13 protein-coding genes and 1 tRNA gene are annotated in these 16592 nt (G+C 67.3%); 8 read left to right on the forward strand and 6 right to left on the reverse strand.

The window, feature by feature from the left end; all coding sequences use genetic code 11:
- The first annotated feature begins 87 nt into the window (after positions 1–87).
- A complete protein-coding gene (locus tag ACWEKS_RS35070) occupies positions 88–735 on the forward strand; it encodes a cyclase family protein (protein WP_452344084.1) in 648 nt (215 codons plus the stop codon).
- A 135-nt stretch (positions 736–870) separates the two neighbouring features.
- A complete protein-coding gene (locus ACWEKS_RS35075; protein ID WP_452344085.1) occupies positions 871–1263 on the forward strand; it encodes a hypothetical protein in 393 nt (130 codons plus the stop codon).
- Between the two features lie 96 nt (positions 1264–1359).
- Here ACWEKS_RS35075 and ACWEKS_RS35080 read toward each other — a convergent pair whose 3' ends face one another.
- A complete protein-coding gene (locus ACWEKS_RS35080; RefSeq protein WP_452344086.1) occupies positions 1360–2562 on the reverse strand; it encodes a L,D-transpeptidase in 1203 nt (400 codons plus the stop codon).
- A gap of 322 nt (positions 2563–2884) precedes the next feature.
- Between ACWEKS_RS35080 and ACWEKS_RS35085 the strand changes: the two genes are divergently transcribed.
- Positions 2885–2960 (forward strand) — tRNA-Lys (locus ACWEKS_RS35085).
- A 167-nt stretch (positions 2961–3127) separates the two neighbouring features.
- Here the strand turns inward: ACWEKS_RS35085 and ACWEKS_RS35090 are convergent.
- Positions 3128–4258, reverse strand: a complete 1131-nt coding sequence (locus tag ACWEKS_RS35090; RefSeq protein WP_452344087.1) for an RNA polymerase sigma factor — start codon at positions 4256–4258, stop codon at positions 3128–3130.
- A gap of 302 nt (positions 4259–4560) precedes the next feature.
- On the opposite strand from ACWEKS_RS35090, the gene ACWEKS_RS35095 reads away from it, so the two are divergent.
- Positions 4561–4770 carry a cold-shock protein gene (locus ACWEKS_RS35095; RefSeq protein WP_452344088.1) on the forward strand — a complete coding sequence of 70 codons (210 nt, stop codon included), beginning with the start codon at positions 4561–4563 and terminating at the stop codon, positions 4768–4770.
- Between the two features lie 343 nt (positions 4771–5113).
- Here the strand turns inward: ACWEKS_RS35095 and ppgK are convergent, their stop codons facing one another.
- The 4 genes from ppgK to ACWEKS_RS35115 form a co-directional block, all read right to left on the reverse strand.
- Positions 5114–5962, reverse strand: a complete 849-nt coding sequence (ppgK, locus tag ACWEKS_RS35100) for a polyphosphate--glucose phosphotransferase (RefSeq protein ID WP_452344089.1) — start codon at positions 5960–5962, stop codon at positions 5114–5116.
- A gap of 330 nt (positions 5963–6292) precedes the next feature.
- Positions 6293–7831, reverse strand: coding sequence for a flavin-containing monooxygenase (locus ACWEKS_RS35105; RefSeq protein ID WP_452344090.1), 1539 nt, complete (start codon positions 7829–7831; stop codon positions 6293–6295).
- A 48-nt stretch (positions 7832–7879) separates the two neighbouring features.
- Positions 7880–10072, reverse strand: coding sequence for an MMPL family transporter (locus ACWEKS_RS35110; RefSeq protein WP_452344091.1), 2193 nt, complete (start codon positions 10070–10072; stop codon positions 7880–7882).
- Between the two features lie 2 nt (positions 10073–10074).
- A complete protein-coding gene (locus ACWEKS_RS35115) occupies positions 10075–11448 on the reverse strand; it encodes a cytochrome P450 (RefSeq protein WP_452344092.1) in 1374 nt (457 codons plus the stop codon).
- A gap of 392 nt (positions 11449–11840) precedes the next feature.
- Here ACWEKS_RS35115 and ACWEKS_RS35120 point away from each other — a divergent pair, with 392 nt between their 5' ends.
- The 4 genes from ACWEKS_RS35120 to ACWEKS_RS35135 are packed head-to-tail and all read left to right on the forward strand — an operon-like array spanning position 11841 to position 16532.
- The gene (locus tag ACWEKS_RS35120; protein WP_452344093.1) at positions 11841–12881 is read left to right on the forward strand and encodes a 3-oxoacyl-ACP synthase III family protein; all 1041 of its coding nucleotides are present in this window, start codon (positions 11841–11843) and stop codon (positions 12879–12881) included.
- Entirely contained in the window at positions 12878–13798 is a 921-nt protein-coding gene (locus tag ACWEKS_RS35125) for a hypothetical protein (protein WP_452344094.1), read from the forward strand. The genes ACWEKS_RS35120 and ACWEKS_RS35125 overlap by 4 nt, the downstream gene beginning before the upstream one ends.
- Positions 13795–15513, forward strand: coding sequence for a fatty acid CoA ligase family protein (locus ACWEKS_RS35130; RefSeq protein ID WP_452344095.1), 1719 nt, complete (start codon positions 13795–13797; stop codon positions 15511–15513). The genes ACWEKS_RS35125 and ACWEKS_RS35130 overlap by 4 nt, the downstream gene beginning before the upstream one ends.
- Entirely contained in the window at positions 15510–16532 is a 1023-nt protein-coding gene (locus ACWEKS_RS35135; protein ID WP_452344096.1) for an NAD-dependent epimerase/dehydratase family protein, read from the forward strand. The genes ACWEKS_RS35130 and ACWEKS_RS35135 overlap by 4 nt, the downstream gene beginning before the upstream one ends.
- The last annotated feature ends 60 nt before the right edge of the window (positions 16533–16592 follow it).

A 16592-nucleotide genomic window follows, 5' to 3' on the forward strand; every position in this document is an offset into this window, starting at 1 on the left:
AGCGATTCTCGAATTCCTCATCGGCGACTGTATTCGATCTTGCTGACTGTCATCATCGCGTGAAATCCACAGGGAGGCAGGCGGAAAGTGCGCATCATCGATCTTTCGGTACCGATTCGGTCCGGTATGCAGGTGTATCCCGGCGATCCGGAGGTCACCATCCGGCCCGCGCTCACCGTGACCGCCGACGGGGTGAACGTGCTGCACCTGGATCTCGGATCGCAGACGGGCACGCATGTGGACGCGCCGCGACATATCGACGACTCGCTGCCGACGCTGGACGAGCTGCCGCTGGACCGGTTCACCGGTCCGGGCCTGGTCATCGACGCGCGGGCGGCCGGGGCGGGCGGGGCGATCGGGCGCGAGTACTTCGCGGACCGGGTGGCGGCGGGGCAGATCGTGCTGATCGCCACCGGCTGGTCGCGACACTGGGGCACCCACGCGTATGTGAACCATCCGCATCTGACCGAAGAGGCGGCCGAGTATCTGATCGCGGCGGGCGTGCGGACGGTCGGGATCGACGCGCTCAGTGTCGACCCGACGCCCACCGAGGAGATCCCGGTGCACCGGATTCTGTGTGGGGCGAACGCGGTCATCGCCGAGAATCTGACCGGATTGAGCGAGGTGCTCGCGGCGCAGCAGTCCGGGCAGCGGGTCGAGGTGTCGATGTTCCCGCTCAATCTGCCCGGTGCGGACGGCGCTCCGGTGCGGGCCGTGGCGCTTCTGGGCGACTGACCCAGCGCGTCTCGGAGTGTGACAGAAACACCAGTGTGTCGCACTTTGCGGCGCGGGTCACGCGATCTCCGTACACTGCTCTGGACACCGGGGAGTCGAGGCCCCGATCCATGCTCGATCCGAAGGACTTCGCACGTGAACCGCTATGCCGTAACCACTCTGCTAGCCGTTGCGGCCATTCTGCCCGCCGCGCCCGCCGCGTCCGCGGAGATCGTTCTCACCGACGCCGCGCAGACCACGACCACGCCCGGCACCACGACGACCACCCCGGGCACCACCACGCCGGGCACCACCACCACTCCGGGCACGACGACCGACCCGACCGCGGACAGCAACCCGATGGAGTCGGATGTCAATTTCGGGTCCTCCGCCATCAAGCTCGGCGGCGCGAGCGGTTCGGCGACCACGGGTTCGTCGAAGAACGGCTGTACCGTCGCCGGCAGCGCCGCGGCGCTCGCGGGCTACGCGGGACTGGGCTGCGGCAACCTCAATGGTGGCGGCGGCATCGGGCCGGGGACCATCGGCTGACCCCCCCACCCCCGAGATCGAGCGCGTCCCAAGGGGCATCGGCGAACACGCTGATGCCCCTTCGCCGTGTCCGGGATCGGCAGCGGGCGTCGGGGATCAGCGGTTGTCGTCGGCGTTGCCGGCCTTCCACTGCTCCCACGGAATGTTCCAATCACCCAACCCGTCGAGACCCGACAGCGTGCCGCCGACGGTGTTCTTGACGATGGTGATGTCGCCGCGCTTGACGTTGTCGTACACCCACTTGGCGTCGGCCGGGCTCAGATTCAGGCAGCCGTGGCTGGTGTTGACCGAGCCCTGTGCGCCCACCGACCACGGGGCCGAGTGGAAGAAGATGCCGGAGTAGGAGATCCGCGTCGCCCAGTCGATCGGGGTGCGATAGCCGGCCGGCGAGTTCACCGGGACGCCATAGGTGGAGGAATCCATGATGATCTTGTCGAACTTGTCGCCGACGATGTAGACGCCGTTGTCGGTGGGTGTGGAGTTCTTGCCCATCGAGGTCGGCATGGTCTTGATCACCTCGCCGTTGCGCTCGACGGTCACCATCTTGGTGTCGTCGTCGGCGGTGAAGACGGTGGCGTCGCCGACGGTGAAGCTGGAATGGATGTCACTGTCGCCGACCAGGCCGTTGCCGAGCTCCCGGCCGTAGGCGTTCACCGCGATGTCGACCTTGGTGCCCGGGGCCCAGAAGTTCTGCGGCCGCCAGCGCACCTCGCGATTGTTGACCCAGTAGAAAGCGCCCTCCACCGCGGGCGTGGTAGTGATCTTGATCGCCGCCTGGGCGGCCCGGCGATCCGGAATGTTCTCGTCGAACTGCACGGCCACCGGCTGGCCGATACCGACCACGTCGTTCTCCGCCGGCAACAGGTACGGGTGGGTGCGGTTATCGGGCGAGATAGTGGTGAAACTCATCGTCGAATTGGTCGCGCCGCCAAGGCCGATCGCATCGACGCTCAACCTGTAGGTGCGCCCGAACCCCAACTGCTCGGTCAGCCGCCACGAACGGCCGTCCGCCGCCAGCTCACCCGGTACCGGCCGGCCGTCCGGATTGGTCAGCGCCACGGTCGTGAGCCGGCCATCCTCCACCTGCAACGTCAGCTCCCCGGGCGACACCCCTTTGTCGCCGTCCTTCACCGGTGAGATCAGCTTCGGCTTCATGAGCTCGCCGATGGGATTGGAATCGATTGCCACCGTCGAGGATTGACCCTTATCCCCCGACGAGCACCCGACCAGCGCCAACGCCAGCACGGACACCATCACCCCGGCACCCAGCAGCCGACGCCGCCCCCGACCTTCACTCATCGCAACCCCGCTTCACAACTCGGTGCACAACCGGCCACCGCACAACTCCCGGCCCCGACCACGCCTGTTCGATCACCACCCCTATCCGACCGAGACCCCCGCCCTGGCAGTCACAACCACCCCGGCTTCCAACCAAGCGTCCGGCCCACAGGGGCTTCGTCCGAAACATCCGTGATCACCCCCGCCGCGTTAACAACTCCCCAACCCTCCACAAACCCGCAGCTCAGACACCCGATTTCACTTTCCGCACTCCACCCTGTTAATGTTCTTCTCGCACCGCAGAGCGGCCCAAGCGAAAGCCCAAGCCCCCTGGGAGTAACACGCGCCATTAGCTCAATTGGCAGAGCAGCTGACTCTTAATCAGCGGGTTCGGGGTTCGAGTCCCTGATGGCGCACCACGAAAGGCCCCTTCCAACAGCGAAACCGCTGAACGGGAGGGGCCTTTCTCGTTGACGCTACACACCAACCGCCCCGATCAGACGCTGGTGCGTCGAGAGCCGTTCGGGCCCCGGGAAGTTCGGTATGGCCAGGGCCGGACAGCTGGGGAACAACAGAGGCCGACCGGTCAGTCGAGGTAGTCCTGCAGGGCCTGTGAGCGTGACGGATGGCGCAGCTTCGACATGGTCTTCGATTCGATCTGGCGGATTCGTTCACGCGTGACGCCGTAGACCTTCCCGATGTCGTCGAGGGTCCGGGGCTGCCCATCATTCAGGCCGTAGCGCAGGCGCATCACGCCTGCTTCTCGCGGGTGGAGCGTGTCGAGCACCGACTGCAATTGGCGCTGCAGCAGGGTGAACGACACGGCGTCGATCGCGACGACCGCATCGGTGTCCTGGATGAAGTCGCCGAGCTGGCTGTCACCCTCGTCGCCGATCGTCTGATCCAGTGAGATCGGTTCACGCGCGTACTGCCGGATCTCCAGGACCTTCTCGGGTGTGATGTCCAGTTCCTCCGCGAGCTCTTCGGGCGTGGCCTCGCGGCCCAATTGCTGCAGCAGCTCACGCTGGACGCGTCCGAGCTTGTTGATGATCTCCACAATGTGCACCGGGACGCGAATGGTGCGAGACTGGTCGGCCATGGCGCGACTGATCGCCTGACGAATCCACCACGTGGCATAGGTCGAGAATTTGAATCCCTTGCGGTAATCGAACTTTTCAACCGCACGAACGAGGCCCAGATTGCCTTCCTGGATCAGGTCGAGAAAGGCCATACCGCGCCCGGTGTACCTCTTGGCGATCGATACCACCAGCCGCAGATTCGCCTCGAGCAAGTGGTTCCTGGCCTTGACGCCGTCCTGCACGACCCAGGTCAGGTCGCGGCGACGCGCGGCGGTGATACCGGACCCCGATTCGAGCTCCTCGCGCAGCTTCTCCGCCGCATACAGTCCAACCTCGATCCGGATCGCCAGATCCACCTCTTCTTCCGCAGACAGCAGGGGAACACGGCCGATCTGCTTCAGGTACGCGCGCGTCGAATCCCCACCGGCCATGAGCGCGGCTTCCTTGCGCGCCCGTCGCAGTGCCGAGGACTCGCCGTCATCCCATTCGGAATCATCCCCGGCGCCACCTCGCACCACTGGGTCGACTTCGACCTCGAAGGTTGAATCCTCTTGCGGCGCATCGGTTTCGATGTTTACCGGAGTCATATCGACATCCGATGAAGGTTGGTCGCTCGTTTCGTCGGCGGAGGTTGCCACATTCACCCTTTCGCGGGATCAGGGCGGCACCGCGATATGAGATCCGCAGAAGCCTTGGACGCCCTCGGCAATCACCGAAGCCACTGGCCAGTGTACCGGCCACCGGCCGGTACAGCGTGGCTGCAGCGTAGCTCGGGCAGGCAGTCGCCGGCCCTGATGCCGGTGCCGAGCGGCTGCATGCCGATGGATTTCCGCCGCGTCGGTGAGGGCCTTTGTATTCCGCCGTGTCCAGGCAATTCGGAAACAAGTCGGCCGGTAGGCTCGAGCTCTCCACTCGACTGACATGAAAGGGACTTGCGCTCATGGCAACAGGCACAGTGAAGTGGTTCAACGCCGACAAGGGATTCGGGTTCATCAACCAGGATGACGGCGGACCGGACGTCTTCGTGCACTTCAGCGCAATCCAGTCCAGCGGTTACAAGTCGCTCGAGGAGAACAACCGAGTCGAGTACAACGTTGTCCAGGGGCCAAAGGGGCCGCAGGCAGAGAACGTCATCGTCATCGAGCGATAGGCTTTCCCAGCGCACAATCCTCATGATCCCTGACCACCTGCTCGCGGAGGTCGTCGACGTCATCGCCGAGGTCGCCGCCATACGCGGGGCTTCATGAAGGGAGTTCCCTCGGCACCTGAGCTGCGCATATGACGGATACGCACGCCAACCACATCAAAATGGCGGGGCACCCAATAGCGGAGCGCCGCGGTCACCCGAACTCTCGATCCGCGGTTTCCCGTCGCGTCTGCGCAACCATCACCGAACTCATCGATGAATCCCGGGCCGAGAACCGGGTCGCCGTGCTGAGCATCCTCACGACGCCGTACCTCACGAGCCGGCCACCCCGGCCGGGCCCCGCTGATCAAACCCAGCGAAGACGACCGCTGCCGCCGAGCGGGCTGGTTGCGTGCGTTGGATCGGCATGCGCAGCCACGGCTGCCCCTACGATCCCCGCAGTGTTCTGCAACGCGGCGGCCACCACCGGCGTGCGGTTCTTCAGCAACGGAATCCATTTGTCGCCCTTGCGGCTGACCCCGCCACCAGCGATGAACAGGTCGGGCGAGATCGCGTTTTCGATGGCGACCAGCACCTTCGTCACCTCTGAGGCCCACCGCTTGTAGCTCCAGGCGTGTCTTTCCTTGACCGACGTGGCGCCCCGATGCTCGGCCTCCATTCCGCCGACCTCGATGTGACCGAATTCAGTGTTGGGCAACAACACCCCGTCATGGATCACCGCCGAACCGATGCCGGTGCCGAATGTCAGCAGCACGATGACGCCGTCATTGTCCTTGGCGGCGCCGAACTGGACTTCGGCCAATCCCGCCGCGTCGGCGTCATTGAGCAAGGTCACCGGCTGTCCGCCGAGTTCGGCGCTGATCACCTCTTGGGCGTTCATTCCGATCCAAGACTTGTCGAGGTGCGCGGCGGTACGGGCTACTCCGCCACTGACCACACCCGGATAGGTGACGCCAAGCGGCGCGTCCCACTGGAAGTGCTTCACCACCTCGCGGATCGTATCGGCGAGAGCCTCCGGAGTAGCCGGCCGCGGGGTCGGGAGTTTGAAGCGGTCGCCGATCAGCCGCCCGGTGCCGAGATCGACGACGCCGCCCTTCACGCCGCTACCGCCCACGTCGATGCCGAAGCCCCAGCGATGCGGCCCAGCCCGGCTCGGCGTTTCGGTGACCGAAGCAGTGGTATCGGTCGTGGACACTCCGGTACGTGGCGGCGGCCCGGGGTCGGCTCGCCCCACAGATTCCGGGCTGGTCGTTACCGTGGGTTTCATCGAGTCCCCTGGTCACGAATCGGATATCGAGGCAGCGATATCAGGAGGCTGCCCGTATTTCCAACAAAAGGGCGCAAAGAGTTCATTCACAACGGCACTGCCCGCTTCGGGCACCCCGCTGAACGGACACGGCGTATGTCAGGGACATACCCCCAATATTGATGGTGCACATAACATCGAGCTTCTATTCTCTCCCTCGGACCGATATTCCTGCTACCTGCAAGAGCGGCCGGTCCCATTGCAGTCCGGCAGCGAATGTCAACAGCTTCGCCGGAGGTCCCCTGCGCTACCCGTCCGGCCGCGGCCGGTCTCCGTTGGTCGGAACCCGCGCTGCCAGTCCGCGAGGCGGAGGTGGCGGCGGTCGCGGCGGAGGGTCCAGGTGCCGCCCGGGTAGGTGAGGGTGTTGGTGCCCTCGGGGTCTACGAAGTAGCTGGTGCAACCGCCGGTGGACCAGATTCGGGTGCCGAGGAGAGTGCGGGCTCGCGATACCCAGGCGCGTTCGGCGGATGGCGCAGGGGTGTAGCGGGGGACGGCGTGGGTGTTCATGTGGGCGATGGTGCGCGCTATGAGGCGGGCGGTGGGTTCGATGGCCAGGAATTGGGAGGTGTGGGGCAGGGCGGTGTTGGGGCCGGTGACGGCGAAGAGGTTGGGGAGGCCCGCGAAGGCTATGCCGCGATAGGCCGTGAAGCCGTCCTCGGCGAATTTCTTTCGAGTGGACGTGGTTTCGGTGCGGAAGTCGGGGAAGCGGGCGATGGAGTCCTGGACGTGGAAGCCGGTGGCCCACACGATGGCGTCGACGTCGTGGTGGGCGCCGTCGGCGGTGCGCAGGCCGGTGGGGGTGATCTCGATGATCTTTTCGGTGACGAGGTCGACGGTGGGCCGGGCGAAGGCGGCGTAGTACTCGTCGGACACCATCGGGCGCTTGCAGCCGAAGCGGTAGTCGGGGACCAGCTTTCGGCGAACTTCGGGATCGGGCACCTGATGCCGCAAGGCGGCCAGGCAGATTCGCTCGTAGAGTCGCACCAGGCGGGGGTGGAACTCAGCGAAGTGCAGCGCCTCCAGGACGGCGAAGACGAAGCCGCGGGCGGCGAGTCGCAGCGGTGGGATGTGGCGGAACAGGGTGCGGACCGCCGGCGGGATGGGGCGATCGCCGCGGGGCAGCACCCAGGCGGCGGTGCGCTGGAAGGACACCACCCCTCCGGCCGTGCGCGCCAGGGCGGGCACGATCTGCACGGCGCTCGCGCCCGCACCGACCACGGCGATACGCTTGCCGGCCGGCTCGAAGTCCCGATCCCAGGCGCTCGAATGCATTTGCGGGCCGGTGAATTCGGTGCGGCCCGGGATGTCGGGAATGGCGGCGGTGTGCAGTGAGAAGTACCCCATGACGACAGCACGCGCCCGCACCGTCCGGCCGTCGCTCAGCCGGATCACCCATTCCGCGGCGGCTTCGTCGAAATCCGCATCGGCCACTTCGCTGTTCAGCTGCACGTGCCGTCGCAGGTCGAAGCGATCCACCACCGACTCGGTGTATGCGCGCAGCTCGGGCTGGGGCGCGTAGAGGCGCGTCCACTCCGTATTCGGTGCGAACGAATACGAATACAGCACCGAGGGCACATCGACCGCGCATCCGGGATAGACATTGTCCCGCCAGGCGCCGCCGATGGCATCGGCCCGCTCGAGCATGACGAAGTCGTCCATGCCGAGGCGGCGGAGATTGATCGCCACAGCCAGACCGCTGAATCCGGTGCCGATGATGGCAACGTCGTAACGGTCGGGGCCGGAGGAGGACTCGGACATGCGGGCACCTCGGTTCGTGAATGAGAAGTAGTGATGGGCGGCGAATCGTCAGGCGGAGACGGTCGCGACTTCGGCGGGCGCGGCGCCGCTCTCGCGGAGTCCGAATCGGGTGTGCAAGCGGCGCAGTGGTCGCGGAGCCCACCAGGTCCAGCGTCCGCCCAGGCGCAGCGTCGCGGGGAGCAGGAATCCGCGCACCACGGTGGCGTCGGCCAGCACCGCCAGCGGCAGCCCGATGCCGAATGCCTTCATGAAGGTGATGTCGGAGGCGAGGAAGCCCAGGAACACGATGGAGATGAGGACCGCGGCCGCGGTGACGATGCGGCCGATCCGCTCCAGCCCGATCGCGACCGAAGCCGTTGCATCCCCGGTGTTCTCGTACTCCTCACGGATGCGGGCCAGCAGGAAGACCTGATAGTCCATGGCCAGTCCGAAGGCGACGGCGAACAGCATGACCGGCACCACCGCCGACAGGTCGCCCGTGGGGGTGAACCCGAGCAGCCCGGACAGCCTGCCCTCTTGGAAGATCCACACCAGTGCGCCGAAGGTGGCGGTCAGGCTCAGCGCGCTCAGGATCAGGGCCAGCACCGGCACCAGCACGCTGCCCGTCAGCAGGAACAGCAGCAGCGCCATGGCGATGACCACAAAGCCGAGCGCGAAGGGCGCTCGCGCGGTCAGGGCGTGGATGGCGTCCATATTGGCCGCGTCCACCCCGCCGACCAGCGCCCGTGACGGTGCGGGGGTGGCGCGGACGGCGCGGATGACGGCGTCCACCGTCCGCGGGTCCGTGGTGGTGGGCACCACGGAAAGGTAAGCGGCATCTTCGGTTTCGAACCGGTGATGGGCGGTGGTGGCGGGTATCGCGAGCGCGCCCCTGACGTAGCTGCCCGTCGCGGTATCCACGCGTGCGACATCGTCGAGCGACGACAGCGCCACGGCGTACTCGGCGACCCCGGTCTTGCTGTCCGGCAGCACCACGAGCAGTCCGCTGAGTTCGGCCGCATCGAACTCGCGCTGTACCGTCTCGGCCACCTGCCGCGCGGACGACCCCGCCGGCATGGACCGATAGTCGGGAAAACCGGGGTGGAAGCGCAGGAACGGCAGCCCCAGGGCGAGCAGCAACGCCACCGTGACGGTGGCGACCGGAATCGGCCGCCGCATGACCATGGTCGCGAGTCGATGCCAGAAGCCCTGGTCCAGCGCGCGGGAGTCACTGCCGGACATCCGTTTCCGGCCGATCCGGAACCTGTCGATGCGGTCGCCCGCCACCAGCAGAATCGCCGGCAAGACCGTCAGCGAGACCACGGCGGCGGTGAGCGCCACGGCGATCCCGGCATACCCGATCGACCGCACCGCCAGCAGCGGGAAGATCAGCATGGACGACAGCGCGACGGCCACGGTCAGCGCGGAGAAGGCCACGGTCCGCCCCGCGGACCCCATGGTCGCGACCAGCGCCGCGCGCGGATCGGCGGCCGTGGCGAGCTCCTCGCGATACCGGTTGACGATCAGCAGGCTGTAGTCGATCGCCAGGCCCAGCCCGAGCAGTGAGGCCACATTGGTTGCGGTGGAGGACAATTCGGTGAACTCGGCCAGCAGCCAGAGCACACCCATGGTGAGCATGGTGGTGACGGTTCCGGTGATCAGCGGTAGCGCCGCGCCCACCACGGTCCCGAAGACCACGAGCAGCGCGATCAGAGTCAGCGGAAACGCCACGGCCTCACCGGCGGCCACGTCCTTCTGCCCCTGCTGCACGGTTTCGTGCATCATCATGGCGTACCCGCCGACCCGGACCTCGATCCCGTCGTGCGTACCGCCGAATTCCGGTGCCAGATCGGCGATCCGGTGGTCGATCCGCATCTCATCGCCCATGATCGTCGCGACGATGAGGCCCTGACGGCCGGTCTTGTCGCGCAGCGCGGGCAGGTGCCCCGAGGTCCAGTACGACATCACCCCGGAGACATCGGACTCGGCCTGCAGATGCCGCACAAGCTCCGTTGCGGCACGCGTGGATTCGGCATCATCGATGGTCCGGCCGGCGTCCACGAGCAACACCAGGTTCGGCGCGCCCTGCCCGAAGCGGTCCCGCAGCGCATCGGCGGCCCTGCTGGATTCCGCACTCGGGTCGAAGTAACCGCCACCCTGCAGCTTGCCGAACAGCGTGGTGCTCGCCAGCCCGGCGAGCACCGCCAGCACCCCGGCGACGACCAGCACCGCACGATGCCTGCGCACTACGAATCGCACCACGGTCAGCGCGCCTCCGCCCGCATGAGCAGCTTCTCCGGATGCACCAGCGCGCCGATCACGGTCTCCCGCACCGGAATACCCGGCACCGGCCGCAGCCGCCAGCGGGCGCAGATGGTCGCGACCTGCAGGGCGATCTCGGTGAGCGCGAACACGTTTCCGGGACACTGCCGAGCGCCCATGCCGAATGGGATGTGCGCGCCCTTGGACATGCCCGCCATCCGCTCGGGCAGCCACCGGTCCGGATCGAAACGCTGCGGATCAGGATGCACGACGGGATCTCGGTGCACTGCCACCGGACAGACGAAAAGCATACTGCCACCCGGGATTTCGATATCTCCGAGGGTGTACGGGGTGGGCACGTGCCGGACCGTCAGCCACGGCGAATACTTGCGCAGCGTCTCGAGCACAATGCGCTTGGTGATCTCGAGCTCGGCCAGGTCGCCGAACTCCGCGGCCCGCGGGTCCCCCTGCCTGCCCAACACGGCGTCCACCTCGGCGTGCAGCGCGGCCTCCACCTCGGGATTCTGCCCGAGCTCGTGGAACACCCAGGCCAGCGTCGCCCCGATGGCCTCGGTGCCGCCGACCAGGAAGTTGATCAGCTCGTCGTGCACCTGGGAGTCGGTGAGCGCACCCCCGGATTCGTCGCGGGCCTTGAGCAGCGTGTCGAGCAGATCACCGTGATCGAGGTCCGGATCCGCGGCGAGTTCGGCGCGGTACGCGGCGATGATGGTGCCGGTAGCAGCCTTCATCTCCACCACCAGGCGGTCGAACCGGCGATTGCCGGGCAGCGGCAGCCGGTCGATCCAGGCGGGCCGGGTGACGCGCCGGGAGAGCAGGGTCATGACCGGCGGCAGCAGGCGGTGGATGTGTTCGGCTGTCTCGGAACCGAGTTCGCCGGTGAACAGCGATCCGGCCACGGTGCGCAGCGCCAGGTCGTGCATCTGCTCGTTGACCGCGAGGAAATCACCGTTGCGCCAGGACGCGGCGCGCTCCGCCCCGAGCCGGGTCATGACCGCCGCGTAGCGCGCGATCCGGGACTTCGCGAAGGCGGGTGCGATCATGCGCCGTTCGCGCCGATGCCGCTGGCCCTGGAGCACGGTCACGCCCTCACCGAGCAGCGCCTCGGCGCGTTCGATCATCAGACCCTGGTCCGACAGCGCCACGAACGCCTCGCGGACCAGCTCGGGATCGGTGACGACGTAGGTGTCGTAGCCGGGAATCTGCACGCGCACAACCGGTCCCACCGACGAGAGCGTGGACAGGAATCGGTAGGGCCGGCGGCCGAACCGCGGCCAGTGGCCGAGCAGCGGGATCGCGCCGGGCGCGATGGGCGCCGCGCGATGCGCGATCGGCGTAACGGTGGCGGTGGATGTCATCGCGAAGGTGCTCCAAATCTGGCGGGCCGGATCGCGCGACGACGCGCGGACTCTTGGTAATTGCGGGCGATGGCCCGACTGTCGATTGCCGGAACGGTGCCGGTCTCGGCCAGCGTAACCAGGAATTCCATGCCGTCGCAACCGGACCTTCGTCTTTGTCTCCGGAGCCAAAATCCATTGTCGCTATTGGTTTTCCGGGAGCAGTCGCATTCGATATGACAACGCCTCCGGGTGATGTCTGTCGCTCTCGGGACCGAGTTTCCTTGACACCGTATGGCGCCCGTCTCTAGCGTCCGTGGAATCCGAACCGAGTCACTGTTCGCCTCGTTCGATTCACATGGACGGCCCACTCGCCGGTTCCATCCATCCCATTACGATCGGGAGTCACGATTGTGAGTGCCGCGCGCCTCGGTGCGCTGGGAGCCGCTCTCCCCCAGCGCGAATACACCACCGACGAAGTACTGGCCCGAATGTCGAGCGGCGGGCAATTCGAAGTCGAGCGGATCACCGGAATCCGCACCCGGCGCACGGTCGACCGGTCCGCGGGCGAGGACAGCCTCTCGCTCGGCGCACGCGCCGCGCAGGACTGCCTGGCGCGCTCGCGGTACGAGGCCACCGACCTCGATGTGATCATCAGCGCCGGCACCACGGTGCACGACGGGTTCCACATGGTGTTCGAGCCCGCCGCCGCCCACGAGATCGCCCGCCGGATCGGCGCGGACCATGCCATGGGCTACGACGTCGTCAATGCCTGCGGTGGCACGATGACCGCGATCTACCTGCTGGAGAACATGATTCGCGCCGGTCTGGTGCGCACCGGCATGGTGGTGACGGCGGAGATCATCTCCCCGGTCACCGAGGGCGCACTCGCCGAGGCGAAGGACGCGCGCGATCTGCAGTTCCCGGCGCTCACCCTGGCCGACGCCGCCGTCGCGGTGATCGTGGACCGTGCCGAGGACGAACACGACCGCATCCACTACGTGGACATGATCACCTGCGCCGAGTTCTCGCCGCTGTGTATCGCCAAGCCCAGCGGCGCCTCCGAGAACATGATCATGCTGACCGACAATATGACCATGCAGGCGGCCCCCCGCCGGGAAACCTGGGCGAAACTGCACCGCGATCGGCTCGTCAAGCGCGGCACCACCTTCGCCGACGAGAAGTTCGATTTCATCGTCTTCCATCAACTCGGGGTGGCCTTCACCGAGAAGCTGGCCGAATCCGGCGCCAAGATCCACGAGGCGGAAATGCCCCCGCGGCTGGCGACGGTGCACAAATACGCGAATACCGGTGCCAGCACGCATTTCCTCGCGATATACGACTACATATCGCGGGGCGAAATACCGAAGGGTTCCAAGATCTGCGTGGTGCCGACCGCCTCCGGAATGATCTTCGGCGTCATGTCGGCCACTCTCGATTCTCTGGTGGGATGAGCATGTCTGTTGTCATCGAACAATCCGCGATCAGCGCCGCCCCGGCCACCGCGGGATCCATCGACCATGCCGTGGCCGCGGGCCGGGAATGCCTGGAGCGGGCCGGAATCGAGCCCGGCGATATCGACGTGCTGGTCAATGTCGGCGTCTATCGGGACGGCAATGTGGTCGAGCCCGCGAACTCCGCGCTCATCCAGCTCGGGCTGCGCATGCACCTGGACTACGAGGCGGGATCGGGCCGCTCCACCTTCTCGTTCGACCTGCGCAATGGCGCGTGCGGGGTGCTGAACGCCGTACACGCCGCGACCGCGCTGCTGGCCAATGGCACCGCGCAACGGGTGCTGGTCGTCAGCAGTGATGCGCATCCGGGCGGAATCGCCCACCGGCCGAACGACTTCCGGTACGCAACCGTCGGCTCGGCCTGGCTGCTGAGCAAGGGGGTGGATCGGGAGACGGGTTTCGGCCCGCTACGTATTTCCCCGGTACGCGGCCGAGCGGCGGGCTCGAATCCGGGCGTCGGCGGGTATCTGGACTTGAAGGCCATGGGAAGCGCTGGGCAGCAGACGATTACGGTCGAGATCGCGCCGGACTACGACACGGTGATCACCGCGACGGCGGCCGACACGCTGCGCGGCTACCTGGCCGATCAGCCCGAAATCGACACGGGCAATAGCATTCTGGTCACCAATAACCCGGTGCCCGGACTCGCGAGCGGCCTCGCGGAGGAATTCGGATTCGCCCGCGGCTACCAGGCGATGACCGGCGACCGCGACGCCGGCAGCTCGGGCCTGGCCATTGCCTACCATCAACTTCGGGAGCAGGGCGCGCTGACGCCGGGCGCCGAACTGGTATTCCTGGCGGCGGGTTCGGGTCCGATGGCCGGGTGCGTGAGCTACCGAGTGGAAGGGGCCGCGTGAATCCGGTACTCGACGATCCGGATCTGCTGCTGGCGCGCCAGATCGAGAAGTACGCCGGATTGCCCGCCGTCAGCTATCGGACCCGGCCGCTGGGCGGCGCGGGCGGCGTCGGCGTCAGTGCCGCCTTCGACGCGCTGACCTTCGCCGACCTCGGCGAGCGGATCGACGCCTACGCGCGGTCCTTCACCGAGATCGGAATCACCAAGGGCGTCAAGACGATTGTGATGGTCCGGCCGGACCCGGATCTGTTCGCGGTGATCTTCGCGCTGTTCCGGGTGGGCGCGGTACCGGTGGTCGTGGACCCGGGCATGGGCGTGAATCGCATGCTGCACTGCTTCCGCAGTGTCGGCGCACAGGCGTTCATCGGCGTTCCGGAGGCCCACCTGATCCGCATCGCCGCGCGTCGCACCTTCCGCTCGGTACGGGTGCACGTCACGGCGGGCGCTCGCTCCTATTGGGGCGGTTACACACTGGCGCAGCTGGCCGAGCGCGGCCGCGCGGGCGAGCCGGTCGCGGTCGCCCACGCGCCCGGGGATCTGCTGATGATCGCGTTCACCACCGGCAGCACGGGCCCCGCCAAGGGGGTGGAGTTCACCCGCGCGGGCTTCGCCGCCGCGCTGCGGGTGGTCACCGATCTGCACGATCGCGCGGACGGTTTCGTCTCACTGGCGACAGTGCCGCTGTTCGGGCTGTTCGATCTGATGCAGGGCGCGCACGTGGTGCTCGGGCCGGTGGATCCGGTGAAGGTGTCCCAGGCCGATCCCGCGCTGCTGGTCGAGGTGGCCCGCGCCTTCCGGATCACCGATCTGACCGCCTCGCCCGCCCTGCTGGGCCCCCTCGGCGCCTATCTGGACCGGACCGGAAGCGAGCTGCCCAGCCTCACCACGGTCATTTCGATGGGTGCGCCCGCGAACCTGGAGGCGCTGGTCGCGGTGCGCAACGCGCTCGGACCGCGGGCCCGGGTCTTCACCACCTACGGTGCGACCGAGGCGCTTCCGCTGACCACCCTGGAGTGGTCGGAACTCGAAACGCTGCGGGAGCGGACCCGGGACGGGGCCGGAACCTGCGTGGGACGGGCACTGCCGGAGTCCGACAGTGATACCCGAGTGCGGATCATTCGCATCACCGATGACGAAATACCATTCTGGACAGACGATTTGGAGGTCGCGCCGGGCGAGATCGGTGAGATCGCCGCCGCCGGACCCCAGGTCAGCCAGCGCTACCACGACAACCCGGCCGCCGATGCGCGCGCCAAGATCGACGAACGGCTACCCGACGGCACGCTGCGCCGCTGGCACCGCATCGGCGACCTCGCCTGGCGGGATACCGACGACCGACTGTGGTTCTGCGGCCGCATCTCCCAGCGGGTACGCACCAGCGCCGGGGATCTGTTCACCGTGCAGTGCGAACAGATCTTCAATACCCACCCGGATGTCCACCGCACTGCGCTGGTCGGCGTCGGCCGGGCCGGCGCGCAGGTGCCGGTGCTCTGCTACGAGCCGCGCGCGGGCGTCGATCGTGGCGCGGGCCCCCGCATCGAGCGGGAATTGCGGCGACTGGCCGAGTCCCACGAGATCACCACGCCGATCCGCACCTTCCTGCGGCACGACGGCTTCCCGGTCGACATCCGGCACAACGCCAAGATCGGCCGCGAGGTGCTGTCGGAGTGGGCCGGCGCCCGCCTCGGCTACGACAGTGAAGGAGAACAGCGATGAAAGTCCTCGTCACCGGCGGCACCGGATTCCTCGGCAGCCACATCGTCGACCAGGCCCTGGCCGCGGGCGACCAGGTGCGCGTACTCGCCCGCCCCACCGCCGATCTCGGCTATCTGCGCTCGCTGCCCGAGGTCGAGATCGTGCACGGCGACCTCGGCGACCCGGAGTTGCTCACCGCGGCCTGCAAGGGCGTGGAGGTGGTGCACCACAGCGCCGGCCGGGTGGCCGAGACCGGCCACCGCCACCAGTTCTGGGAGGCCAATGTCGAGGGCACCCGGCGGCTCATGGATGCCGCGCGGCGCGCCGGCACGGGCCGTTTCGTCTTCGTCAGCAGCCCGAGTGTGGCCACCGAATACGATCGCGAGCGGTTCGGCATCGACGAGTCCGAACCCTATGTGCGCAAGCCGAAGAGCTACTACGTCGAGACCAAGGCGATCGCCGAGCGTGAGGTGCTGGCGGCGAACGGGCCCGACTTCACCACCTGCGCGCTGCGTCCCCGGATGATCTGGGGGCCGCGCTCGGGCGGCTGGATGACGCTGCTGCTGAACAAGATTCGCTCCGGCCGCCTACCCGATCTGTCGGGCGGCAAGCCGGTGCTGGTGTCGATCACCTACTGCGAGCATGCCGCTCGCGCGTGCGTGCAGGCGTCGCGGTCCGACGCGGTGGCCGGGAAGCCCTATTTCCTGGCCGACGCCGAGGACGTCGACCTGTGGGGCTTCGCCCGCGATCTGGCGAGGGCCTTCGACCTGACACCGCCGACCAGGACCATTCCGAAACCGGTGCTGGACGGCATCATCGCGGTCTTCGACACCGTCTGGAGGATCCCCGGGCTGCAGTCGCGCGTCGCGCCCCCGCTGTCCAGCTGGACGGTCGCGGCGCTCACGGTGTCGAGCACCTACGACACCGGCGCGGCCCGGCGCGATTTCGGCTATGCCCCCACGATTTCCCTGCGTGACGGGCTGGATCGCTATGTGGCGTGGGCGGAATCGATCGGCGGACTGTCCGCACTGCCGTCCTGATTTCCCCTGCCGTCCTGGTCTGCTCACACCAGGACAGCGCAACGCTCCCGGTCCGGAATG

The organism is Nocardia sp. NPDC004711 (assembly GCF_053601595.1).